Source organism: Streptococcus mitis (assembly GCF_002096815.1).
GTDB classification, from domain to species: domain Bacteria; phylum Bacillota; class Bacilli; order Lactobacillales; family Streptococcaceae; genus Streptococcus; species Streptococcus mitis_AD.
Genome location: NZ_NCVJ01000021.1, coordinates 139,626 through 164,316 on the forward strand (window position 1 = coordinate 139,626; position 24,691 = coordinate 164,316).

Annotated in this window: 21 protein-coding genes and 1 tRNA gene; 18 read left to right on the forward strand and 4 right to left on the reverse strand. The window is 41.7% G+C overall.

The genetic code is table 11. The features are described 5' to 3' along the window. The first annotated feature begins 1 nt into the window (after position 1). The 5 genes from B7696_RS07380 to B7696_RS07400 all read left to right on the forward strand — a co-directional run bounded on the left by B7696_RS07380 (position 2) and on the right by B7696_RS07400 (position 4,058). The gene (locus B7696_RS07380) at positions 2-631 is read left to right on the forward strand and encodes a Pr6Pr family membrane protein (protein WP_000033942.1); all 630 of its coding nucleotides are present in this window, start codon (positions 2-4) and stop codon (positions 629-631) included. Between the two features lie 225 nt (positions 632-856). Further along, the gene (locus tag B7696_RS07385) at positions 857-2,008 is read left to right on the forward strand and encodes an MFS transporter (RefSeq protein ID WP_084863025.1); all 1,152 of its coding nucleotides are present in this window, start codon (positions 857-859) and stop codon (positions 2,006-2,008) included. 98 nt (positions 2,009-2,106) lie between these two features. Beyond that, the gene (gene truA / locus B7696_RS07390) at positions 2,107-2,856 is read left to right on the forward strand and encodes a tRNA pseudouridine(38-40) synthase TruA (RefSeq protein WP_020903642.1); all 750 of its coding nucleotides are present in this window, start codon (positions 2,107-2,109) and stop codon (positions 2,854-2,856) included. Further along, positions 2,846-3,619 (forward strand): bifunctional hydroxymethylpyrimidine kinase/phosphomethylpyrimidine kinase, encoded by a 774-nt coding sequence (locus B7696_RS07395; protein WP_084863027.1) that lies wholly within the window; start codon positions 2,846-2,848, stop codon positions 3,617-3,619. Before truA ends, B7696_RS07395 begins: the two co-directional genes overlap by 11 nt. Then, positions 3,597-4,058: an ECF transporter S component gene (locus B7696_RS07400; protein ID WP_084863029.1), complete on the forward strand. Its 462-nt coding sequence runs from the start codon at positions 3,597-3,599 to the stop codon at positions 4,056-4,058. Before B7696_RS07395 ends, B7696_RS07400 begins: the two co-directional genes overlap by 23 nt. A 104-nt stretch (positions 4,059-4,162) precedes the next feature. Here B7696_RS07400 and B7696_RS07405 read toward each other — a convergent pair whose 3' ends face one another. The 4 genes from B7696_RS07405 to B7696_RS07425 all read right to left on the reverse strand — a co-directional run bounded on the left by B7696_RS07405 (position 4,163) and on the right by B7696_RS07425 (position 9,028). Then, positions 4,163-5,245: a M24 family metallopeptidase gene (locus tag B7696_RS07405; protein ID WP_084863030.1), complete on the reverse strand. Its 1,083-nt coding sequence runs from the start codon at positions 5,243-5,245 to the stop codon at positions 4,163-4,165. Positions 5,246-5,372: 127 nt separating this feature from the next. After that, the gene (gene gatD, locus B7696_RS07410) at positions 5,373-6,155 is read right to left on the reverse strand and encodes a lipid II isoglutaminyl synthase subunit GatD (RefSeq protein WP_000263159.1); all 783 of its coding nucleotides are present in this window, start codon (positions 6,153-6,155) and stop codon (positions 5,373-5,375) included. After that, positions 6,155-7,498: a lipid II isoglutaminyl synthase subunit MurT gene (gene murT, locus B7696_RS07415; RefSeq protein ID WP_084863032.1), complete on the reverse strand. Its 1,344-nt coding sequence runs from the start codon at positions 7,496-7,498 to the stop codon at positions 6,155-6,157. The genes gatD and murT overlap by 1 nt, the downstream gene beginning before the upstream one ends. A gap of 213 nt (positions 7,499-7,711) precedes the next feature. Further along, positions 7,712-9,028 carry an FAD-containing oxidoreductase gene (locus B7696_RS07425; protein WP_084863034.1) on the reverse strand — a complete coding sequence of 439 codons (1,317 nt, stop codon included), beginning with the start codon at positions 9,026-9,028 and terminating at the stop codon, positions 7,712-7,714. A gap of 329 nt (positions 9,029-9,357) precedes the next feature. Here B7696_RS07425 and cshA point away from each other — a divergent pair, with 329 nt between their 5' ends. The 13 genes from cshA (at position 9,358) to B7696_RS07495 (ending at position 24,691) form a co-directional block, all read left to right on the forward strand. After that, the gene (gene cshA, locus B7696_RS07430; protein ID WP_084863035.1) at positions 9,358-10,932 is read left to right on the forward strand and encodes a degradosome RNA helicase CshA; all 1,575 of its coding nucleotides are present in this window, start codon (positions 9,358-9,360) and stop codon (positions 10,930-10,932) included. A 255-nt stretch (positions 10,933-11,187) separates the two neighbouring features. Continuing rightward, on the forward strand, positions 11,188-11,976 hold the full coding sequence (gene codY, locus B7696_RS07440) for a GTP-sensing pleiotropic transcriptional regulator CodY (protein WP_000940738.1): 789 nt from the start codon (positions 11,188-11,190) through the stop codon (positions 11,974-11,976). Continuing rightward, the gene (locus B7696_RS07445; protein ID WP_084863037.1) at positions 11,976-12,551 is read left to right on the forward strand and encodes a cysteine hydrolase family protein; all 576 of its coding nucleotides are present in this window, start codon (positions 11,976-11,978) and stop codon (positions 12,549-12,551) included. The genes codY and B7696_RS07445 overlap by 1 nt, the downstream gene beginning before the upstream one ends. A gap of 80 nt (positions 12,552-12,631) precedes the next feature. Further along, positions 12,632-12,717, forward strand: a tRNA-Leu gene (locus B7696_RS07450). A gap of 135 nt (positions 12,718-12,852) precedes the next feature. Next, positions 12,853-14,130: an ABC transporter permease gene (locus B7696_RS07455; protein ID WP_084863039.1), complete on the forward strand. Its 1,278-nt coding sequence runs from the start codon at positions 12,853-12,855 to the stop codon at positions 14,128-14,130. Positions 14,131-14,142: 12 nt separating this feature from the next. Further along, the gene (vex2, locus tag B7696_RS07460; RefSeq protein ID WP_000173751.1) at positions 14,143-14,790 is read left to right on the forward strand and encodes an ABC transporter ATP-binding subunit Vex2; all 648 of its coding nucleotides are present in this window, start codon (positions 14,143-14,145) and stop codon (positions 14,788-14,790) included. A 54-nt stretch (positions 14,791-14,844) separates the two neighbouring features. Then, the gene (vex3, locus tag B7696_RS07465) at positions 14,845-16,224 is read left to right on the forward strand and encodes an ABC transporter permease subunit Vex3 (RefSeq protein WP_084863041.1); all 1,380 of its coding nucleotides are present in this window, start codon (positions 14,845-14,847) and stop codon (positions 16,222-16,224) included. A 356-nt stretch (positions 16,225-16,580) separates the two neighbouring features. Further along, positions 16,581-19,433, forward strand: coding sequence for a LysM peptidoglycan-binding domain-containing protein (locus B7696_RS07470; protein WP_084863043.1), 2,853 nt, complete (start codon positions 16,581-16,583; stop codon positions 19,431-19,433). Between the two features lie 162 nt (positions 19,434-19,595). Then, positions 19,596-20,252 carry a response regulator transcription factor VncR gene (gene vncR, locus B7696_RS07475; RefSeq protein ID WP_049499901.1) on the forward strand — a complete coding sequence of 219 codons (657 nt, stop codon included), beginning with the start codon at positions 19,596-19,598 and terminating at the stop codon, positions 20,250-20,252. Continuing rightward, positions 20,249-21,577 carry a sensor histidine kinase VncS gene (gene vncS, locus B7696_RS07480; RefSeq protein ID WP_084863045.1) on the forward strand — a complete coding sequence of 443 codons (1,329 nt, stop codon included), beginning with the start codon at positions 20,249-20,251 and terminating at the stop codon, positions 21,575-21,577. Before vncR ends, vncS begins: the two co-directional genes overlap by 4 nt. A 140-nt stretch (positions 21,578-21,717) precedes the next feature. Further along, on the forward strand, positions 21,718-22,599 hold the full coding sequence (locus B7696_RS07485; protein WP_001019001.1) for a class II fructose-bisphosphate aldolase: 882 nt from the start codon (positions 21,718-21,720) through the stop codon (positions 22,597-22,599). Between the two features lie 279 nt (positions 22,600-22,878). Further along, positions 22,879-23,871, forward strand: a complete 993-nt coding sequence (locus tag B7696_RS07490) for an ABC transporter ATP-binding protein (protein ID WP_084863047.1) — start codon at positions 22,879-22,881, stop codon at positions 23,869-23,871. 1 nt (position 23,872) lies between these two features. After that, positions 23,873-24,691, forward strand: coding sequence for an ABC transporter permease (locus B7696_RS07495; protein WP_084863049.1), 819 nt, complete (start codon positions 23,873-23,875; stop codon positions 24,689-24,691).

Below are 24,691 nucleotides of genomic sequence, written 5' to 3' on the forward strand. Positions count from 1 at the left end.
CATGTCAAAGCACTATAAACTAGTATTTTATAGCCGTATCTTCTTGTTTCTAGCGGCTTTTACGGGAGTTTATCTTGAAATCGCCAAGCATGGTGGCTTTGGGATGTTGCTCTATTATACGGTTCTGTCCAACCTTTTAGTCGCGATTTTTACGCTCTATCTCCTAAAGGTTATGAGCCGTTTAGGTGAAAACTGGCAAAGGCCAAGCCTCTTGCGCTTAAAAGGTGGGGTCACCATGAGTATCATGATTACCTGTGTGATTTACCATTTCCTCCTGGCGCCCATTGCGACTAATTTCTATACCCTAGAAAATTTCCTTTGCCACTATATCGTTCCCCTCTGGTTTTTAGCAGATACCCTCTTTTTTGACAAACAGGGTCAATACAAGATTTGGGATCCAATTGTGTGGACGATTTTACCCTTGCTTTATATGATTTTTGCTCTTTTTAATGGCTTGGTACTGAAACTTGATGTTCCTAATTCTAAGGTCAGTCCCTTCCCTTACTTCTTTTTGAATGTGAACAAGGGGTGGGATGTCGTGTTCAAGTGGTGTCTGATTATCTTTGTTGCCTATATGGTGGCAGGATTTATCTTCTACTTTATTAAGCAAATCAAGAGAAAGTCATCCTAATACTCTTCGAAAATCAAATTCAAACCACGTCAGTTTCGCCTTGCCGTACTCAAGTACAGCCTGCGGCTAGCTTCCTAGTTTGCTCTTTGATTTTCATTGAGTATAAGACACAAGGGATTCATTTTCGAGTTTAAGAAGGAGTCTACAAACCAATGAGACTTCTTCTTTTCTTGCTTGATAACCATCAAAAAATAGAAGATTAAGAGAAAGATAGAAAGAGATTTCATGAAACAATTTTTAGAACGGGCCAGTATTTTGGCTCTCTCCCTCGTTTTGATTACGTCCTTTTCGATTTCAAGTGCCCTACCAGCCATGTTTGACTATTATCAAGGTTATCCTAAGGAACAAATTGAGCTTTTGGCGAGCTTGCCTTCCTTTGGGATCATGATCATGTTACTACTAAATGGTTTCTTAGAAAAAATATTCCCTGAGCGCTTACAGATTAGTTTGGGTTTACTGATTTTATCACTGAGTGGAACAGCACCCTTTTGGTATCAAGCCTATCCTTTTGTCTTTGGAACACGTATTCTCTTTGGTTTAGGTGTTGGGATGATCAATGCCAAGGCCATTTCCATTATCAGTGAACGCTTTCAAGGAAAAACGCGAATTCAGATGTTAGGGCTACGCGGTTCTGCAGAGGTCGTTGGGGCTTCTCTCATCACCTTGGCAGTCGGCCAGTTGTTGGCCTTTGGTTGGACAGCTACCTTCCTAGCCTATAGTGCTGGATTTTTGGTACTGACCCTTTATCTGCTCTTTGTCCCTTATGGAAAGGAAAAGAAAGAAGTCAAGAGAAAGGAGAAGGAAGCAAGTCGCTTAACTAGGGAAATGAAGGGCTTGATTTTTATCCTAGCTATCGAAGCGGCAGTTGTAGTTTGTACCAATACAGCTATTACCATCCGTATTCCAAGCTTGATGGTGGAAAGAGGGCTTGGAGATGCCCAGTTATCTAGTTTTGTTCTTAGTGTCATGCAGTTAATCGGGATTGTGGCTGGTGTGAGTTTCTCTTTCTTGATTTCTATCTTTAAAGAGAAACTGCTCCTCTGGTCTGGTATTACCTTTGGCTTAGGGCAAATTGTGATTGCCTTGTCTCCATCCTTGTGGGTGGTGGTGGCAGGAAGCATTCTGGCTGGTTTTGCCTACAGTGTAGCCTTGACGACGGTCTTTCAACTTGTCTCTGAAAGAATTCCAGCTAAACTCCTCAATCAAGCAACCTCATTTGCTGTATTAGGCTGTAGTTTCGGAGCCTTTACGACTCCATTTGTTCTAGGTGCAATTGGCTTACTAACTCACAATGGTATGTTGGTCTTTGCCATTTTAGGCTCATGGTTGATTGTAACCTCTATCTTTGTCATGTATCTACTTCAAAAGAGAGCTTAGGATTCATTTCCTAAGTTTTTCTTTCGGGATTTTTGTACCCAGACAATATTTATTTTAGACTCTTGTTTACAGATTATTTTCTTGATAAAATAGAAGTTATGACAAGATATAAAGCAACTATTTCCTATGATGGTTACGCCTTTGCTGGTTTTCAGCGCCAGCCTCATGCGCGTAGCGTTCAGGAAGAAATTGAAAAAACCTTGACCAAGCTAAATAAAGGGCAAGCCATTACTGTTCACGGTGCTGGTAGGACAGATAGTGGGGTTCATGCCCTGGGACAGGTGATTCATTTTGACCTGCCTTATCAAATGGATGAGGAGAAGCTCCGTTTTGCTCTAGACACTCAGTCCCCTGAAGATATTGATGTGATTTCGATTGAGCTTGTGGCGGATGATTTTCATTGCCGTTATGCTAAGCACAGTAAGACCTATGAGTTTATCGTGGATAGGGGCCGTCCTAAAAATCCTATGCGCCGTCACTATGCCACTCACTTTCCCTATCCACTCGATGTGGAACGCATGCAGATTGCAATCAAAAAGTTAGAGGGAACCCATGATTTTACCGGTTTTACAGCCTCTGGGACTAGTGTAGAGGATAAGGTTCGCACCATCACAGAAGCTAGTTTAGCAGTTGATGAGACAGGTCAGTTTTTGACCTTTACCTTTTCAGGAAATGGTTTCTTGTATAAGCAGATTCGCAATATGGTGGGGACACTGCTCAAAATCGGCAATAACCGCATGCCAGTAGAGCAGATTGACCTCATCTTGAAGAAAAAGGACAGGCAGCTTGCAGGTCCCACTGCAGCACCAAATGGTTTGTATTTAAAGGAGATTCGTTATGAAGAATAATCGTATTTTAGCACTTTCTGGAAATGATATTTTTAGTGGCGGTGGTTTATCAGCAGATTTGGCTACCTATACTTTGAACGGCTTGCATGGCTTTGTAGCAGTGACTTGTTTGACAGCCTTGACAGAGAAGGGGTTTGAAGTCTTTCCAACTGACGATGCCATTTTTCAACATGAATTAGATAGTTTGCGTGATGTGGAGTTTGCAGGGATTAAGATTGGTCTTCTCCCTAATGTTAGTGTAGCTGAGAAAGCATTGGATTTTATCAAGCAACGCCCAGGAGTACCTGTGGTATTGGACCCTGTCTTGGTCTGCAAGGAAACGCATGACGTGGCTGTTAGTGAGCTCTGCCAAGAGTTGATTCGCTTTTTCCCTTATGTGAGCGTAATTACGCCTAATCTCCCAGAAGCAGAATTATTGGCTGGTCAGGAAATCAAAACCTTGGAAGACATGAAAGCTGCAGCGCAGAAATTGCATGATTTAGGAGCGCCAGCAGTCATTATCAAGGGAGGCAATCGCCTTAGTCAGGACAAGGCTGTAGATGTTTTTTATGATGGACAGAACTTTACAGTCTTAGAAAATCCTGTCATCCAAGGGCAAAATGCTGGTGCAGGTTGTACCTTTGCCTCTAGCATTGCCAGTCACTTGGTTAAAGGTGATGAACTTTTACCAGCAGTAGAAAGCTCTAAGGCTTTCGTTTACCGTGCTATTACACAAGCAGATCAGTATGGAGTAAGACAATATGAAGCAAACAAAAACGACTAAAATTGCCCTTGTATCCCTATTAACCGCCCTCTCTGTGGTTCTAGGTTATTTCTTAAAAATTCCAACACCGACAGGCATTCTAACTCTTTTAGATGCGGGTGTCTTCTTTACGGCCTTCTACTTTGGTAGTCGTGAAGGGGCTGTAGTAGGAGGACTAGCAGGTTTCTTGATTGACCTCTTATCAGGCTATCCTCAGTGGATGTTCTTTAGCTTGGTCAACCATGGCTTGCAGGGATTTTTCGCAGGATTTAAAGGAAAAGCTCAGTGGCTAGGTCTTATCTTAGCAACGATTGCCATGGTAGGGGGCTACGCCTTGGGTTCAACTTTGATGAATGGCTGGGCAGCAGCCCTACCAGAAATCCTACCGAATTTCATGCAAAATATGGTAGGGATGATTGTAGGATTTATCCTTAGTCAAAGTATTAAGAAGATTAAGTAAAGAGGCTGAGTCAAAAGTCCTAAAAATCAGCAAAAACGCATACTATCAGGTGTTGAAAAAACTTGATACTATGCGTTTTGTTGTGGGAAGATTTTGGAAGAATATTAATCAAAATAAAGCAAGTCTTTGCTGGTGTTTGTAAAGAGGTCAAAGCCATCCTTGGTAACAACACCGCAATCTTCGATGCGGACACCGACTTTACCAGGGATATAGATACCTGGTTCAACAGAGAAGCACATGCCTTCTTCGATGACCATGTTGTTTCCTTCCATGATAGATGGAAATTCGTGGACATCCATACCGATACCGTGACCGAGACGGTGGTTGAAGTACTCTCCGTAACCAGCTTTTTCGATGACCTCACGGGCAGCGCGGTCTACTTCATGGGCAGTCACACCTGGTTTGATAAATTCAAGAGCAGCTTGTTGGGCTTCAAGAGTCAAGTTGTAAATATCTTTCTTGAATTGGTCAGGTTTACCGACAGCGACTGTACGAGTCATATCTGACGCGTAGCCGTTTACTAGAACACCAAGGTCAAAGAGGAGAAGAGCATCATTTTCGACCTTATTAGCTGCTGGAATGCCGTGTGGATTTGCAGCGTTATCTCCAGTCAAGACCATGGTATCAAAGCTCATTTCATAGCCCTCACGTTTCATGGCAAAGTCGATTTGAGCGATGATATCTGTCTCGGTCTTATCAAGAGAAATATTGTCAAAACCAACATTAACTGCTTTATCAGCATAGAGACCTGCAACCATCATTTTTTGTACTTCATCAGCTGATTTGATGAGACGCATGCGTTGGATACGAGGAGTGAGGTTTTCAAACTCAGCAGTTTCAAAGACTGTTTTCAAGCCATGATATTTAGTCAAGATGAGATTGTCAAACTCGACAGCGACACGTTTGAAGTCAAGCTGTGGAAGAGCATGTTTCATTTTTTGCCATGGATTTTCAGAATCCACATAGCCCACAACTGGGAAGGAAACAGTGCTGCTTGCACGCTCAACTTCAAGGGCTGGGACAAAGAGGAGGGGTTCCTGATCCGCTAGGACAAAAAGGAACATTTGGCGTTCATGGGGATCACTGTAAAAGCCAGTGAGGTAATTGATTGTGACGGGGTCAGATACGACAGCGACGTCTAGTTTTTCTGATTCAAGATATGTTACGATTTGTTGTAATTTAGACATATGCTACCTTCTTTCTACCCCTCTATTTTGGCAAAAAAAGAGAGAAAATGCAAGGGAGAAGGGTAAAAGAAAAGACAAAAAGAACTCCGGTAAGATAGCGGAGTTCTTTGATATAGTTTTCCTTGGTTTAAGAAAAGTCAGCCTTGCTTTTGACGTCGCTGTATTCTTCAGCGATTTCTTGACTGAGGATGTCCTCATAGGCAGGGAGTTGGATGTCCTGACCGTATTTCTTCTTGAGGGCAGTAGTGACTAGGCGATAGGCCAGATTGGCATTACGAGAGAGGATAGGCCCGTGGAAGTAGGAACCAAAGACATTCTTATAATGAACCCCTTCGCCGACCTTTTCTTCGTTGTTTCCATTTCCATAGACAACCTGTCCCAGCGGTTTTTGGTCATCAGAAAGGAAAGTACGGCCTTGGTGATTTTCAAAGCCATAGTAGGTTTCATCGAAATCTTCATTATGAATCTTGATGTCACCGATAAAGCGGTTATTGGTCTGGTTTAGGGTATAATGGCCCATGACACCGAGCCCTTCGATACGTTTACCTGAAGCTTCAATATAATATTGGCCCAATAGTTGGAAACCACCGCAGATAGCGAGAACCACACCGTCGTTTTGGATGTAGTTGTCAATGCTCTCTTTTTTAGCAGGTAGGTCGTCTGCAATAATACTTTGTTCAAAGTCTTGACCGCCACCGAAAAAGGCAATGTCGTAGTGATTTTCATCAAAATCATCATGCAGTGAAACGATGTCAACCGTCACATGGGCCCCTAGTTTTTCAGCCACATACTTGAGCATGAGGATATTTCCATTGTCCCCGTAGGTATTCATGAGGTTTCCATAGAGGTGAGCAATGTTGAGCTGATAAGGGTAATTGCCAGCTTTTGAGGAAAGTGAAGTATAAACCATTAGTTCATCTCCTTTCTAACAATCTGACGACTAGCCAGCAGTTCGCGGAATTCAAGCATAGCAGTATAGGTAGCTAGAATATAAGCATGCTTGCAGTCTTGGTTCTCAATGGTCTTAAGAACTTGTTCTAGACTACTTGTTTCAGTGATTTTATCAGCTGGATAGCCTGTTACTCGTAGACGACGAGCGATTTCAGAATGGCGAACACCGCCAGCGTTGATTTCAGGGATGTCCATCTCAGTGATTTGTTCAAAATCAGCATCCCAGATCCAGCTGGTATCAATTCCATCTGCATAGTTGGCATTTAGGAGAACAGATAGACTAAATGGATAAGGTGCTAGTTTAATCATTTCGATAGCTTGAGTTGCACCGACTGGATTTTTAATCAAGACGAGCGTGCATTCCTTGTCACCGATATGGAAGGTTTCTTGGCGTCCAAAGACTGCACGGCTCTTATCAAATCCTTGCTTGATTAGTTGTGAATCTGCACCAAGGAAACGGGCGATGGAAACCGCTGCTAGGGCGTTGTAGATATTGTAGAGACCACCGATTTGAATACCGTATTCTTGTCCGTCAATGACAAAGCTAGAGCGATTGTTGGTTAACTCAACCAGTTCTGTCAAGCGATAGTCGAGATCAGGACGTTTACATCCACAGTCTTCACAGATATAGGCACCCAAGTTTGCATAGGTATTATGCTCATATTTGAGGATGCCTTGGCAGTCAGGACAGAGAATCCCTTCTGTATTATAGTGAGCCAGCTGTGCTGGGCCTTTCTCCAAGTCAAAACCAAAATACTGTACAGGATTTGGAATAGCTGGCTTATAGAAAAGTGGACTGTCTCCATTAAGAAGAACAGTGGCAGTAGGCACCTTACGAATAGCATCCAAAATCATCTTGTAAGTTGTGTAAATCTCACCATAGCGGTCCATTTGGTCACGGAAAATGTTAGTGATGACAAAAAGGCTTGGCCGGATATAGTCACAGATACGAGATAGACTGGCTTCGTCGATTTCTAGGACGGCAATATTTTTCCCAGTTTTAGAAGATTTGGCTGTTAAGAAGGTTGTCGCAATTCCTGTAATCATGTTGGCACCGCTTGGGTTGGTCAGAACTTGACCATAAACCTCTTTTAAAATGCCGACAGTGAGAGCAGTTGTCAAGGTTTTTCCGTTGGTTCCAGTCACCACGACAATCTCGTAGTTCTTAGCTAGGTTTTGTAAAATATCTTTATCAAATTGAAGGGCAAGTTTTCCTGGAAGCGTACTTCCACGGCCAAGACGGCTTAAAATGAAGTGGGAAGAACGCCCAGCAAGAAGGCCCAAAGTAGTTTTTAATTTCATGTTTCTATTATATCATAAAAGAAGGAAAAGACAGATTTGATACTCAATGAAAATCAAAGAGCAAACTAGGAAGCTAGCCGCAGGTTGCTCAAAGCACCGCTTTGAGGTTGCAGATAAAGCTGACGTGGTTTGAATTTGATTTTCGAAGAGTATGAGATTTCGCAGAAATGAAAACAGCCCTCAGAGGGCTGTTCGATACGATTAAATCTCAACTTAAATCGCAAACAAGTCATTCAAGTTCTCAGCCAAGGTTGGGTGAGTGAAGATTTGTTTTGTGAAGTAAGTGTAAGGAATCTTGTTGTCCATAGCAACAGTGATGATGTTGATAATTTCTTGAGAACCTTCTGAGAAGATGCTTGCTCCAAGAATTTCTTTTGTTTCAGTATTAACTACAGCTTTGAAAGCTCCGCGAAGGTCTCCGTTTACGTGACCACGAGGCATGGCTGCAACAGGAATTTCCTTAACGGCGTATGGAAGTTTCAAATCAGCTGCTTGGTTTTCAGTCAAACCAACTTGTGAAAGCGCAGGTGTGATAAACATGGTGTTTGGTACATTGAGACGGTCTTCAAGTGTGTAGCTGCCATCTCCAGCAAGGTAGCTGTAGACAACACGGAAGTCATCAAGTGAAATGTAAGTAAATTGAAGGCCACCGTTGACATCTCCAACTGCAAAGACACCAGGAACGTTTGTTTGACAATGTTTGTCTACTTTAATAGCACCACGTTCAGTTAGTTCAATATCTGTATTTTCAAGTTGAAGTGGTTCTACATTTGGTTTGCGTCCAGTTGCGTAAAGAAGGGCGTCGAAACGGTAAGTTTCGTTTTCAGTCACGACGAGCACTTGGTCACCGTCGTTTTTGATTTCAGTAGTACGGATGTTTTGAAGCAATTCAATGCCGTCTTCTTCCATGTATTGTTTAGCAAGAGCTGCGATGGAAGGTTCTGCACGAGGAAGGAAAGTATCCAAGGCATCTAGGACTGTAACCTTGCTTCCAAGTTTGTTGTAAAGACCAGCAAATTCAAGACCGATATTTCCACCACCAAGGACTCCAAGTTTTTCAGGCAATTTGTCCAAGTTTTGGATACCTGTTGAGTCAAAGACGTTTTTGCTTGTAGCAAGTCCAGGGATTGGCAAGACGTTTGAAACAGCACCAGTGTTGATGACGATTGTTTCAGCAGTCAGTTCTTTCTTTTCATCACCAGCTTGGATTTCGATGACTTTATTTGAAAGGAAGTGAGCTTCCGCATCAAAGATATCGACGCCTGTACCAGCAACAGTCGCATAGTTTTTACCGTTGAGGCGACCAGTGATAGTGTTTTTAGTAGCAATGACTTCTTCAAAAGATAAATCTTTTTCAGCAGCAACTAGCAAAGTTTTAGTTGGGATACAACCAATGTTGATACAAGTTCCACCGTACATAGCTTTGCTACGTTCAACGAGGGCAACTTTTTTACCAGCTGAAGCCAATTTACCTGCTAGTGTTTTACCAGCTTTACCAAATCCGATAACGATTAAATCATAAGTTAACATTTAGAGTTCCTCCTATTCGATTTTCATTCTAGCACAAGAAAAAAACTTTTGCACAATTCTGCTACGCTTTAAAAAAGTTTATGAAATAGTGGAAATTTCATCCTTATTTTCTCTGAAAAATCGTTTACATGAGTTTATCGATGGATTGGGCTATCTTTTGCTTCTCTCTTGTGTTATACTAGATAGGTTGCAAAGAAAACAGTACTTTTCTTTTGTGGAAAAGAAGCAACACGATTTTATATCCAGTATATGAAAATACGTCATAAAAAGAAAAGTATAAACTAAGCCCTATAGGGTGGCTTCGCACCACCTTTAGAAAGAAGAATAACGTGAAATTTAATGAATTAAACTTGTCTGCTGATTTGCTAGCAGAGATTGAAAAAGCTGGTTTTGTAGAAGCCAGTCCGATCCAAGAACAAACCATTCCATTGGCTCTTGAAGGTAAGGACGTTATCGGTCAAGCTCAGACTGGTACAGGAAAAACTGCAGCCTTTGGCTTGCCTACCCTTGAAAAAATCCGTACAGAAGAAGCGACTATCCAAGCCTTGGTTATCGCTCCAACTCGTGAACTAGCTGTCCAAAGTCAAGAAGAACTCTTCCGATTTGGTCGTAGTAAGGGAGTCAAAGTCCGCTCAGTATATGGCGGATCAAGCATTGAAAAACAAATTAAGGCTCTTAAATCTGGTGCCCATATCGTGGTGGGAACTCCAGGTCGCCTCTTGGACTTGATTAAACGCAAGGCCTTGAAATTACAAGATATTGAAACTCTTATCCTTGACGAAGCGGATGAAATGCTCAACATGGGCTTCCTTGAAGACATTGAAGCTATTATCTCCCGTGTCCCTGAAAACCGTCAAACCTTACTTTTCTCAGCAACTATGCCAGATGCCATCAAACGTATCGGTGTTCAGTTTATGAAAGAACCTGAGCATGTGAAGATTGCTGCTAAGGAATTAACAACAGAATTGGTTGACCAGTACTATATTCGTGTTAAAGAACAAGAAAAATTTGATACCATGACCCGTCTTATGGATGTGGAACAGCCTGAGCTTGCTATCGTGTTTGGTCGTACAAAACGCCGTGTAGATGAATTGACTCGTGGTTTGAAAATCCGTGGCTTCCGTGCAGAAGGAATTCATGGAGACCTAGACCAAAACAAACGTCTTCGTGTCCTTCGTGACTTTAAAAATGGCAATCTTGATGTTTTGGTTGCGACAGACGTTGCAGCGCGTGGGTTGGATATTTCAGGTGTGACCCATGTCTATAACTACGATATTCCACAAGATCCTGAAAGTTATGTTCACCGTATCGGTCGTACAGGTCGTGCTGGTAAGTCAGGTCAGTCTATTACTTTCGTATCACCAAATGAAATGGGCTACCTCCAAATCATTGAAAACTTGACTAAGAAACGCATGAAAGGTCTCAAACCTGCAAGTGCAGAAGAAGCCTTCCAAGCTAAAAAACACGTAGCTCTCAAGAAAATCGAACGTGATTTTGCAGATGAGACTATCCGTGCCAACTTTGAGAAATTTGGTAAGGATGCTCGTAAGCTGGCTGCCGAATTTACTCCTGAAGAATTGGCAATGTATATCTTGAGTCTGACTGTTCAAGACCCAGATAGTCTTCCTGAAGTGGAGATTGCACGTGAAAAACCATTGCCATTTAAACCATCAGGTAATGGATTCGGTGGTAAAGGTAAGGGAGGTCGTCGTGGAGATGACCGTCGTGATAATCGCCGTGGAGACAACCGTCGTGGTGGTCGTCGTGATGATTTCAAAAAAGGAAGTCGTGGCAACGATCGTTTTGATAAGGAAAAACGTTACCGTAAAGATAATAAAAAACCACGCAATACTTCAAGCGAAAAGCAAACAGGCTTTGTTATTCGTAACAAGGGCGATAAATAAGAAAAAGCGGTTCAAAATGAATCGCTTTTTTATATAAGGAGACCGAATGGAAAAGAAAGATAAATAAAATAGATATATTATCTTCTTATAATATTATGATACACAAAAATAGGGGGCTTGTCAATAGAAAAGAAGCAATTTAATTAAAAATATTCTTGTTTTTTTAAATTGCAATTAAATAAGCAATTTTCAGATAATAATTGAAAATTCAAGCTGTTTATGTTATAATGATAGCGATTATATTCGAGGTGAAAAATGGCACATTTATTAGAAAAAACTAGAAAAATTACTTCTATCCTGAAGCGCTCAGAGGAGCAGTTGCAGGAAGAACTTCCCTACAATGCAATTACCCGTCAATTGGCAGATATTATTGACTGTAACGCCTGTATCGTTAATAGCAAGGGACGTCTCCTTGGCTATTTTATGCGTTACAAAACCAATACAGATCGTGTAGAGCAATTCTTCCAAACTAAAATTTTCCCAGATGACTACATTCAAGGTGCGAACATGATTTACGATACAGAAGCCAATCTGACAGTTGATCATGATTTAAGTATTTTTCCTGTGGAAAGTCGTGCCGACTTTCCAGATGGTTTGACGACTATTGCACCGATTCATGTATCAGGGATTCGTCTTGGTTCTTTGATTATTTGGCGCAATGATAAAAAATTCGAAGACGAGGATTTGATTCTTGTTGAGATTGCGAGTACCGTTGTTGGAATTCAACTCCTCAACTTCCAGCGTGAAGAAGATGAGAAAAATATTCGCCGCCGTACTGCTGTTACCATGGCGGTTAATACCCTTTCTTATTCAGAACTCCGTGCTGTTTCAGCAATTTTAGGGGAATTAAATGGAAATGAAGGCCAGTTAACTGCGTCTGTGATTGCAGACCGTATCGGTATTACCCGTTCTGTGATTGTCAATGCTCTTCGTAAGCTTGAGTCTGCGGGAATTATTGAAAGTCGCTCACTTGGAATGAAGGGAACCTATCTTAAGGTCTTGATTTCAGATATTTTTGAAGAAGTGAAGAAAAGAGATTACTAATGATTAAGGCTTTAATTTCGATTGATTATACAGAAGATTTTGTTGCTGATAGTGGGAAGCTGACAGCAGGTGCTCCAGCTCAGGCAATTTCGGATGCCATCAGCAAGGTAACTCGATTAGCTTTTGAACGCGGAGATTACATCTTCTTTACAATAGATGCTCATGAAGAAAACGATTGTTTCCATCCAGAAAGCAAGCTGTTTCCTCCTCACAATTTGATTGGGACTAGTGGACGGAATTTATACGGAGATTTGGGGACCTTTTATCAAGAGCATGGTTCAGACAGTCGTGTCTTTTGGATGGATAAACGCCATTACTCAGCTTTTTCAGGGACTGACCTGGATATCCGTTTGAGAGAGCGTCGAATTTCTACAGTTATTTTAACCGGAGTTTTGACGGATATCTGTGTCCTGCATACAGCTATAGATGCCTATAATCTAGGATATGACATCGAGATTGTTAAACCAGCTGTTGCTTCCATCTGGCCTGAAAATCATCAATTTGCCCTAGGTCATTTTAAAAACACACTTGGAGCTAAGTTAGTAGATGAAAATCTAAATGAACTTTCTGAGTAATTTGGTTGATGAAATGAAAAAAATTGAAAAAAAGTGTTGACAAGCATCCTAAAAGTTGATATACTAGTAAAGTAATCGACGCGGGGATGGCGGAATTGGCAGACGCGCAGGACTAAGGATCCTGTGACCGCTTTAGGTCGTGAGGGTTCAAGTCCCTCTCTCCGCATAGGATAAGAGTTAGCTTAGGCTAGCTCTTTTTTATCTAATTCAAGTAGAGCAAAAAATTTTTGCTCTTTTTTTGTATTTCATAAACATTTCATATTTGGATTTTATAATAGTCTTACAAATATGGAGGTGACAAATGAATCCGATCCAAAGAGCTTGGGCTTATGTCAGCAGAAAACGACTGAGAAGTTTTATTTTATTTCTGATTTTATTGGTCCTATTGGCTGGAATTTCAGCCTGTTTGACTCTGATGAAGTCCAACAAAACAGTTGAAACCAATCTTTACAAATCACTCAATACCTCTTTTTCTATTAAGAAGATAGAAAATGGTCAGACATTCAAGTTGTCAGACCTAGCATCTGTAAGCAAGATTAAGGGACTGGAAAATGTTTCTCCTGAACTCGAGACGGTCGCAAAACTAAAAGACAAGGAAGCAGTGAGTGGCGAGCAGAGCGTGGAACGTGATGATTTGTCCGCTGCGGATAAGAATTTGGTTAGCTTAACAGCTCTTGAAGATTCATCTAAGGATGTCACCTTTACCAGCTCGGCTTTCAACTTAAAAGAAGGGCGACATCTTCAAAAAGGGGATTCCAAGAAAATCCTAATCCACGAAGAGTTGGCTAAGAAGAATAGTCTTTCGCTTCATGACAAGTTTCGCTTGGATGCTGGTCAGTCAGAAGCTGGCAAAGGGCAAACAGTGGAGTTTGAGATTGTCGGCATCTTTTCTGGTAAAAAACAAGAGAAATTTACAGGCTTGTCTTCTGACTTCAGTGAAAACCAAGTCTTTACAGACTATGAAAGTAGCCAAAGCCTTTTGGGTAATGGTGAATCTCTAGTCAGTGCAGCTCGCTTCTATGTAGAAAATCCTAAGGAAATGGACGGACTCATGAAGCAGGTAGAAAACTTGTCTTTGGAAAATCAAGGCTATCAAGTCGAAAAGGAAAACAAGGCTTTTGAACAAATCAAAGACTCAGTGGCAACCTTCCAAACCTTCCTAACCATCTTCCTTTATGGGATGTTGATAGCAGGAGCTGGATCCTTAATTTTAGTCTTGTCTCTCTGGTTGAGGGAAAGGGTCTACGAAGTGGGAATCCTTCTGGCACTTGGAAAAGGTAAGAGCTCGATCTTCCTACAATTCTGTTTAGAGGTAGTTTTGGTATCTCTTGGTGCTTTGCTTCCAGCATTTGTTGCAGGAAACGCAATCACATCTTACCTACTCCAAACTCTATTAGCAAGTGGAGATCAGGCAAGCTTACAAGACACGCTAGCCAAAGCAAGCAGTCTATCAACCAGCATCCTATCTTTTGCAGAATCCTATGTTTTTCTAGTTCTGCTTAGTTGCTTATCTGTAGCCCTTTGTTTCCTATTCTTATTTAGAAAATCGCCTAAAGAAATTTTATCATCTATTAGTTAAGAAGGAGAAATCATGACTTTATTACAATTACAAGATGTTACCTACCGTTATAAGAACACTGCTGAAGCAGTCCTATATCAGATCAATTATAATTTTGAACCCGGGAAATTTTACAGTATTATTGGTGAGTCAGGAGCAGGAAAATCCACACTCTTGTCCCTACTTGCTGGTCTAGATAGTCCTGTTGAGGGTTCTATCCTTTTTCAAGGAGAGGACATTCGTAAGAAGGGCTATTCTTACCATCGCATGCACCATATTTCCCTGGTCTTTCAAAATTATAACTTGATAGATTATCTTTCTCCACTGGAAAATATCCGCTTGGTCAACAAAAAGGCAAGCAAGGATACACTGCTTGAGCTTGGTTTGGATGAAAGTCAGATCAAGCGGAATGTTCTCCAGTTATCAGGTGGTCAACAGCAACGTGTGGCCATTGCGCGCAGTTTGGTATCAGAAGCTCCAGTTATTCTCGCGGATGAGCCAACGGGAAATCTGGACCCTAAAACTGCTGGAGATATTGTCGAACTGCTCAAATCACTTGCCCAGAAAACAGGTAAATGTGTCATCGTCGTCACCCACAGTAAAGAAGTGGCACAGGCGTCAGATATTACACTTGAATTGAAGGATAAGAAACTGACTGAAACTCGCAATACGACGAAATAATATGAGCTTTTCTGTTAGAATTATAAGAAAGAACAAAATCTAGAAAGGGAACCTATGTTACACAACGCATTTGCCTATGTTACAAGGAAGTTTTTCAAATCGATTGTCATCTTCCTGATTATTCTCCTCATGGCGAGCTTAAGTTTGGTCGGCTTGTCGATTAAGGGAGCTACTGCCAAGGCTTCTCAGGAGACCTTTAAAAATATCACCAATAGCTTCTCCATGCAAATCAATCGTCGCGTTAATCAAGGAACGCCTCGTGGTGCTGGGAATATTAAGGGTGAAGATATCAAAAAAATCACTGAAAACAAGGCCATCGAGTCTTATGTGAAACGTATCAACGCTATCGGAGATTTGACTGGATATGAACTTATCGAAACGCCAGATACCAAGAAAAATCTAACACCTGACCGTGCTAAACATTTTGGAAGTAGCTTGATGATTACAGGTGTCAATGACTCCTCTAAAGAAGACAAGTTTGTCTCGGGCTCTTATAAATTGGTTGAAGGAGAGCACTTAACAAACGACGACAAGGACAAGATCCTCCTGCACAAGGACTTGGCAGCCAAACACGGCTGGAAAGTCGGGGATAAGGTCAAACTAGACTCCAATATCTACGATGCAGACAATGAAAAAGGAGCCAAGGAAACAGTCGAAGTGACAATCAAGGGACTCTTTGATGGTCATAATAAGTCAGCAGTAACCTACTCACAAGAACTCTATGAAAATACAGCTATCACAGACATTCACACTGCTGCAAAGCTTTATGGATACACAGAAGACACAGCTATTTATGGGGACGCAACCTTCTTTGTAACAGCGGACAAGAACTTGGATGATGTTATGAAAGAGTTGAATGGCATCAGTGGTATCAACTGGAAGAGCTATACTTTAGTTAAGAGCTCCTCTAACTACCCAGCTCTTGAGCAATCCATCTCTGGCATGTACAAGATGGCCAACCTCCTCTTCTGGGGTAGCTTGAGCTTCTCAGTCCTTCTCCTTGCCCTCTTGCTCAGCCTTTGGATCAATGCCCGTCGCAAGGAAGTGGGTATTCTCCTCTCTATCGGTCTCAAGCAGGCAAGTATCTTGGGTCAATTCATCACTGAATCCATCTTGATTGCCATCCCTGCTCTTGTTTCTGCTTACTTCTTAGCTACTTACACAGCGCGTGCAATCGGAAATACTGTTCTTGCCAACGTCACTTCAGGTGTTGCTAAGCAAGCCAGCAAGGCTGCTCAAGCCTCTAACCTTGGTGGTGGTGCAGAAGTAGATGGCTTTAGCAAGACCTTGTCGAGCCTAGACATTTCCATTCAGACATCAGACTTTATCATCGTATTTGTCCTTGCCTTGGTTCTAGTGGTTCTCGTTATGGCGCTTGCTTCAAGCAATCTCCTAAGAAAACAACCAAAAGAGCTTCTGCTGGATAGTGAATAAATTTGAAAAAATTAGTCTAAAATAGAGACTACATCTTATTTTTCTATTCAAGAATGGTGGATAGAGAATGCCTATTTAACAATTCAAAATAGAGCCGAAAGCAGTGGTGAAAATCATTGCTTTCAGTTGCTTTCTTTGTACTTTAGTACTTGAATATGATATACTAAAGCTATTGAATTTATTAGAAAGGGATTTCACAACTTATATATGGGATTGTGCATAAAAATATATAGAAACCTTATCTTGAAAATAGATAGATAAATCTGTAGAAGCCTATCCATATTGTAAACATAGACTAGTAGACCTAGGAAGGGTCTACTTTGGAAAATATAGATTAGTGAGGAAAAATAAACATTATGAGACAAACAAATGTTAGAGGAACATTATCTCTCCGTGGATTTAGAAAATTAAGAACTGGTGCAATTGTTGCGACAGGTGTGATTTTATTGGGGCTGGGCTTTTTAGCTCCAACTGTGTCAGCCAGTGAACAAGATGGTGTCTGGGTAGCCAGAACAGTTGCAGAAGTAAAGGCTGATATTCAAAAAGAAGGTGATTTATTTAAGTATGTTATTAAGTGGGGGGACACATTAAGTGTTATCAGCGAAGCAAGTAATATCCCTGTAGATGTACTCCAAGAAATGAATCAAACTTCAGGCAAGAATTTATTCTTACCGCACAATGAATTGTACTTTACTGAAGCTGAAACGATTTCAGATACAGTCACAAAACACAAGATTGTCATCAAGGAAAGTGGTGCAAGTGGCGAAGTTCGCACTTACGAAGTCTTGCTCAAGAAAGATCAAGAGACAAAAGCTGTTACTTTTGAATTAACAGATGTCACTGAGAAAGTTGAAAAAATGGCTGTGAACTATAGCCCAGTCTATCAGCCTGTATCAGCTCCAGTAGTGGAAAGAGCGGAAGAATCGGGTGAAGAACTTGCCTCAGAAGCACCAGCAGCAGACAAGGCCCCTTCAAATATAGGAACTACAAATCAACCTGTAGCTTCAAATCCAAGTTCTGAAGCGCCAGCGCCAAAAGCAGAGGTACCAGTGACTCCGGCACCGAAAGTAGAAGCGCCATTGACTCCAATGCCAAAAGCAGAAGAACCAGCGGCTCCAGCACTGAAAGCAGACGAGTCAGCGGCTACCACGCCAAAAGCAGATGAGCCAGCGACTCCAGCACCAAAAGTGGATGAGCCAGCGACTCCAGCACCAAAAGTGGATGAGCCAGCGACACCCGCACCAAAAGTGGAGGAATCAGTAGCGCCAGCACCGAAAGCAGAAGAACCAGCGGTGCCAGCACCAAAGGTGGATGAGCTAGTATCTCCAGCACCGAAAGTAGACGAGCCAACTGCAACAGCGCCAAAAGCAGAAGAACCAGCGACACCAGCACCAAAAGCAGAGGAACCAACGACACCAGCACCGAAAGCAGAAGAACCAGCGGTGCCAGCACCAAAGGTGGATGAGCCAGTATCTCCAGCACCGAAAGTAGACGAGCCAACTGCAACAGCGCCAAAAGCAGAAGAACCAGCGACACCAGCACCAAAATCAGAGGAACCAACAACACCAGCACCGAAAGCAGAGGAACCAACGACACCAGCGCCGAAAGTGGAAGAACCAGCGACACCAGCGCCAAAGGTGGAGGAATCAGTATCTCCAGCGCCAAAATCAGAGGCACCAGTGTCTCCAGCGCCAAAATCAGAGGAGCCAGTAGCACCCGCACCAAAATCAGAGGAACCAACGACACCTGCTCCGAAAGCGGAAGAACCAGCGACACCGGCACCGGTAACCCCAAGCGAAGAAGCACCGGTCACATCAGGCGATACCAATTCCACTGCACAGCCAGCTGGAGAATCAGGTAAATCTGAAACAAAGTCAGAACCTTCTAATACTCCATCTGCGGAAGCTACAAATGATTCAGGTAATGTAGCAACATCAAGTCCGGTAACAGATGGTACTACTTCAAACACAGGGACTACAGAACAACCTGAAACTTCAGCTCCAAAAACCGAAGCAACAGCGCCAAAAGAGGATAAACTACCAACTAATCAAAATGGAGATACATCAAATCCAGTAGATTCAAAGGATGAAACACCAAATCCGGCTCCGGCACCTAAAGAAGATACTCCGTCTGAAGAAGTAGCACCTAAAGATGAAAAACTTGAGGAAGCAAAAAAAGATGGAAAAGATGTTATTGAAAAAATTGTGGCTTCAAAACATAGTGAAATTGAAAAAGTTAAAGATGAAGCAGAAAAAACAAAATTAAAAGAAAAATTAAATGAATTAAAAGAAGAAGCATTAGCAGCAATAAAAAATGCTGAAAATCACGATGCAGCAGTAGATGCTACGGATGAATATCAAACTAAGATTGATGAGATTAATGTTCCAGGTGAAGAATTACCAGCACCAAACTACAATAAAGATAATTTAACAAATGGCCGTAATGAAGGTACTACTATTAATGATGGAAGCACAGCGATAGGACATGGATCAGGTGAAGCTCCAACACAACCTTCTTCAACTTCAGAAGGGGCTTCAAGTTTTAGAAATGCCCCATCGGTTCAAGCAAGAGCAAGAAGAGTGGCACGTTCAACATCAGAACCAGATGGAACTGTAAATATTAGCTATAACTTCGCTGGAATGCCAGATATTCATGGTTTTCTATCTGACCCGGGAGAAGATAACACTGTCAAAATTCCTGCTGGAACGAGTGAAGCACAGGCAAAAGAGCTAGTAAAAGAAAAAATTCAAGCCAAGATAAAAGACTTAGCTGCTAGAGGGTATCATGTGAAAAATGACATTATTTTTGAACAAGATACTACTGTGAAAAATTATAACTACGTCGTTACATTCACTAAGGAGGCTACAGGAACTTCAGGTTTCAGAATGGCTCCAGCAGTTCAACCGCGCGCTAGCAGAAATCGTAGAAGTCTAGAACAGCCAGCTCCTCAAAAGGTCAAAGTCAATGTTTTTTATAACTTTGATCAAATGAAAGATATTGCAGGTTTCCTAGGAGATATCAATGGAACTTCTCTTGAAATTGCAGAAGGTTTATCAAATGAAGAGGTGAAAGTAGCAGTTAAGAAACAAGTTGAAGCTAAGAAAGAAGAGCTGAGCAAACGCGGCTATACTTTCAAAGAGGACTATGTCTATCAATCTAATGGGAAAGATTATAATTACGTTGTAACATTTTCAAAAGCAGCTAAATAATTTTCATTCTATAGAGAGTGAAATGCAAGCAGAGAGAGCGATAGGCTCTCTTTGTTTTATCTAGTGGTCAGTTGATTACAGACAAAAGGCCAGTAAGAGGCTATAATAAATAGAGTAGGTATTTATTCTAAGAAAAAATAAAAAATAGAGAGCAGTTAAAGTATGAAAATTTTAATTGTAGAAGATGAAGAGATGATCCGTGAGGGGGTCAGTGACTATTTGACGGATTGCGGTTATGAAATCATTGAGGCAGCAGATGGGCAAGAAGCCTTAGAAAAATTTTCCAGCTATGAAGTAGCCTTGGTTTTACTGGATATTCAGATGCCCAAGCTCAATGGCCTAGAAGTCCTAGCTGAGATTCGTAAAACCAGCCAGGTCCCTGTCTTGATGTTGACAGCTTTTCAGGATGAGGAATACAAGATGAGTGCTTTTGCTTCGCTAGCAGATGGCTATCTGGAAAAACCTTTCTCCCTTTCCCTCTTAAAAGTGAGGGTGGACGCGATTTTCAAGCGTTACTACGATACGGGACGAATCTTCTCCTATAAGGATACCAAGGTGGACTTTGAGAGCTACAGTGCCAGCCTAGCAGGTCAAGAAGTGGCTGTTAATGCTAAAGAGTTGGAAATTTTGGACTATCTGGTGAAAAATGAAGGAAGGGCATTGACTCGATCTCAGATAATCGATGCCGTATGGAAAGCGACAGATGAGGTTCCCTTTGACCGTGTCATTGATGTTTATATCAAGGAACTGCGGAAAAAGCTAGACTTGGATTGCATCCTCACTGTGCGCAATGTTGGTTATAAATTGGAGCGAAAATGAAACGAACAGGTTTATTTACAAAGATATTTATCTATACCTTCTCGATATTTAGTGTTCTGGTTATCTGCCTTCATTTGGCTATTTATTTTCTTTTTCCTTCGACTTATCTGAGTCATCGTCAGGAAACCATTGGTCAGAAGGCAACAGCCATTGCCCAGTCCCTAGAAGGGAAAGATAGGCAGAATATCGAGCAAGTGTTAGACTTGTATTCCCAGACTAGTGATATCAAGGGGGCCGTTAAGGGCGAGATGACCGAGGACAAGTTAGAAGTCAAAGACAGCCTTCCTCTGGACACAGGCCGCCAGACCACCTCTCTCTTTATTGAGGAGCGTGAGGTGACAACGCAAGACGGTGGTACTCTGACTCTCCAGTTTCTAGCTTCCATGGACTTGCAAAAGGAAGCAGAGCAAATCAGTCTCCAGTTTCTTCCCTATACCTTGCTGGCATCCTTTCTAATTTCTCTTTTGGTAGCCTATATCTATGCTCGGACTATTGTTGCTCCAATTTTGGAAATCAAGCGGGTGACCCGTCGGATGATGGATTTGGATGCCCAAGTGCGATTGCGCGTGGATTCTAAGGATGAGATTGGGGATCTCAAGGAACAAATTAATAGCCTCTACCAGCATCTTTTGACTGTGATTGCGGACTTGCATGACAAGAATGAAGCCATTCTCCAGCTGGAAAAGATGAAGGTTGAGTTCTTACGTGGTGCCTCTCATGAACTGAAAACACCTCTGGCTAGTTTGAAAATTCTGATTGAAAACATGAAAGAGAATATCGGCCGCTATAAGGATAGAGACCACTATCTGGGAGTTGCCTTGGGGATTGTGGATGAGCTCAATCACCACGTTCTCCAGATACTTTCTCTCTCTTCTGTGCAGGAATTGCGAGATGATAGGGAAATAATAGATCTCCTCCAGATGACGCAAAGTCTAGTTCAAGATTATGCTTTACTAGCCAAGGAAAGAGAACTTCAAATTGAAAATGGTTTGAACCATCATCAGGCCTATCTAAATCCATCAGTCATGAAGTTGATTCTTTCTAACCTCATCAGCAATGCTATCAAGCACTCTGTTCCAGGTGGCTTGGTTCGCATTGGAGAAAGAGAAGGTGAACTTTTTATAGAAAATAGCTGTAGTCCAGAAGAACAAGAAAAACTAGCCCAATCTTTTTCTGATAATGCTAGTCGCAAGGCTAAGGGGTCTGGGATGGGACTCTTTGTTGTCAAGAGTTTATTAGAACATGAAAAATTACCTTATCATTTTGAAATGCAAGAGAATCGTTTAACCTTCTTTATAGTTTTTCCAAAAGTCGCCCAAGACTAGGGAGAGAAAGGGTTTACATAGATGGAGCTAGAAGAAATTCAATCGAAACTACGGGAAAAACTAGATTTTTTTGTCAAAAAGTGATAAAATGAACAATGTAAATGGGATGACCCATAAAAATATACAGGAGGCCTGATAAAATGGCAATCGTTTCAGCAGAAAAATTTGTCCAAGCAGCTCGTGACAACGGTTATGCAGTTGGTGGATTTAACACAAACAACCTTGAGTGGACTCAAGCTATCTTGCGTGCAGCAGAAGCTAAAAAAGCTCCAGTTTTGATCCAAACTTCAATGGGTGCTGCTAAATACATGGGTGGTTACAAAGTTGCTCGCAACTTGATCGCTAACCTTGTTGAATCAATGGGTATCACTGTACCAGTAGCTATCCACCTTGACCACGGTCACTACGAAGATGCACTTGAGTGTATCGAAGTTGGTTACACTTCAATCATGTTTGACGGTTCACACCTTCCAGTTGAAGAAAACCTTAAATTGGCTAAAGAAGTTGTTGAAAAAGCACACGCTAAAGGTATCTCAGTAGAAGCTGAAGTTGGTACTATCGGTGGTGAAGAAGATGGAATCATCGGTAAAGGCGAATTGGCTCCAATCGAAGACGCTAAAGCAATGGTTGAAACTGGTATTGACTTCTTGGCAGCTGGTATCGGTAACATCCACGGTCCTTACCCAGCAAACTGGGAAGGTCTTGACCTTGATCACTTGCAAAAATTGACAGAAGCTCTTCCAGGATTCCCAATCGTATTGCACGGTGGATCAGGTATTCCTGATGAGCAAATCCAAGCAGCTATCAAACTTGGTGTTGCGAAAGTTAACGTTAACACTGAATGCCAAATCGCATTCGCTAACGCAACTCGTAAATTTGCTCGTGACTACGAAGCAAACGAAGCAGAATACGACAAGAAAAAACTCTTCGACCCACGTAAATTCTTGGCTGACGGTGTAAAAGCTATCCAAGCATCAGTTGAAGAACGTATCGACGTATTCGGTTCAGAAGGTAAAGCTTAATCTAGCTGAATAATACAGAGAAAACCTGCCCATTGGGTGGGTTTTTTGGTGTTTTAAGGAAACGATTAAACTAGAATTTTGATCTAAAAATACCTTTTTAAGAGAAAAATTTCAATTTCATAAACTTTAAGCAAACGCTTGCATTCTAGTTTTTATTGGACTATAATAGATTGGTGTAAAGACTTCTGTAATAATATTGAGAAGGTGTAGAAAGTAAGGATTTAGAATACTTGTAGTCAAAAACACAATGTTGCTATTCCTTACGCTAGGGAGATAGATATGGTAATGATAGAAGTGGAACATCTTCAGAAAAATTTTGTGAAGACTGTTAAGGAACCGGGCTTGAAGGGGGCATTACGCTCCTTTATTCATCCTGAAAAGCAGACCTTCGAAGCGGTCAAAGATTTGACCTTTGAGGTGCCAAAAGGGCAAATTTTAGGTTTCATCGGGGCAAATGGTGCTGGGAAGTCGACAACCATTAAAATGCTGACTGGGATTTTGAAACCGACATCTGGTTTTTGTCGGATTAATGGCAAGATTCCCCAGGACAATCGTCAAGATTATGTCAAGGATATTGGAGTGGTTTTTGGACAACGCACCCAGCTATGGTGGGATTTGGCCCTGCAAGAGACCTACACGGTTTTAAAAGAGATTTATGATGTGCCAGACTCGCTCTTTCATAAGCGCATGGACTTTTTGAATGAAGTCTTGGATTTGAAGGACTTTATCAAGGATCCCGTGAGAACTCTTTCGCTGGGACAACGGATGCGGGCGGATATTGCGGCTTCCTTGCTTCACAATCCCAAGGTTCTCTTTTTAGATGAGCCGACCATTGGTTTGGACGTTTCGGTCAAGGATAACATTCGTCGGGCTATTACTCAGATCAATCAGGAGGAAGAAACAACCATTCTCTTGACCACTCATGACCTGAGCGATATTGAGCAACTCTGTGATCGGATCTTTATGATTGATAAGGGGCAGGAGATTTTTGATGGAACGGTTAGCCAGCTTAAGGATACATTTGGCAAGATGAAGACTCTCTCCTTTGAACTGCTACCAGGTCAAAGTCATCTAGTTTCTCACTATGAAGGCTTTTCGGATATGACAATTGATAGACAAGGGAATAGTCTCAACATTGAATTCGATAGTTCACGCTACCAGACAGCTGACATTATCAAGCAAACCCTGTCTGATTTTGAAATCCGCGATTTGAAGATGGTGGATACGGATATTGAAGATATTATCCGTCGCTTCTACCGAAAGGAGCTCTAAGATGGTCAAATTGTGGAGACGTTATAAACCCTTTATCAATGCAGGGGTTCAGGAGTTGATTACTTACCGAGTCAACTTTATTCTTTATCGGATCGGCGATGTAATGGGTGCTTTTGTGGCCTTTTATCTCTGGAAGGCTGTCTTTGATTCTTCGCAAGAGTCCTTGATTCAGGGCTTTAGTATGGCAGATATCACCCTCTATATCATTATGAGTTTTTTGACCAATCTTCTAACTAGGTCCGATTCTTCCTTTATGATTGGAGAGGAGGTCAAGGATGGTTCCATTATCATGCGCTTGTTGCGACCAGTGCATTTTGCGGCTTCTTATCTCTTTACCGAGCTTGGGTCAAAGTGGTTGATTTTTATCAGTGTCGGTCTTCCATTTTTAAGTGTCATTGTTTTGATGAAAATCTTATCTGGGCAAGGGATGGTAGAAGTGCTGGGATTAACTGTCCTTTATCTTTTTAGCTTAACGCTAGCCTACCTGATCAACTTTTTCTTTAATATCTGCTTTGGTTTTTCAGCCTTTGTGTTTAAAAATCTTTGGGGTTCCAATCTACTCAAGACTTCCATAGTGGCCTTTATGTCTGGAAGTTTGATTCCCTTGGCTTTCTTTCCAAAGGTTGTTTCAGATATTCTGTCCTTCCTGCCTTTTTCATCCTTAATTTACACTCCGGTCATGATTATCGTTGGGAAATACGATGCCAATCAGATTCTTCAGGCGCTCGCTTTGCAGTTTTTCTGGCTCTTAGTAATGGTGGGCTTGTCTCAGTTGATTTGGAAACGAGTCCAGTCATTTATCACCATTCAAGGAGGTTAG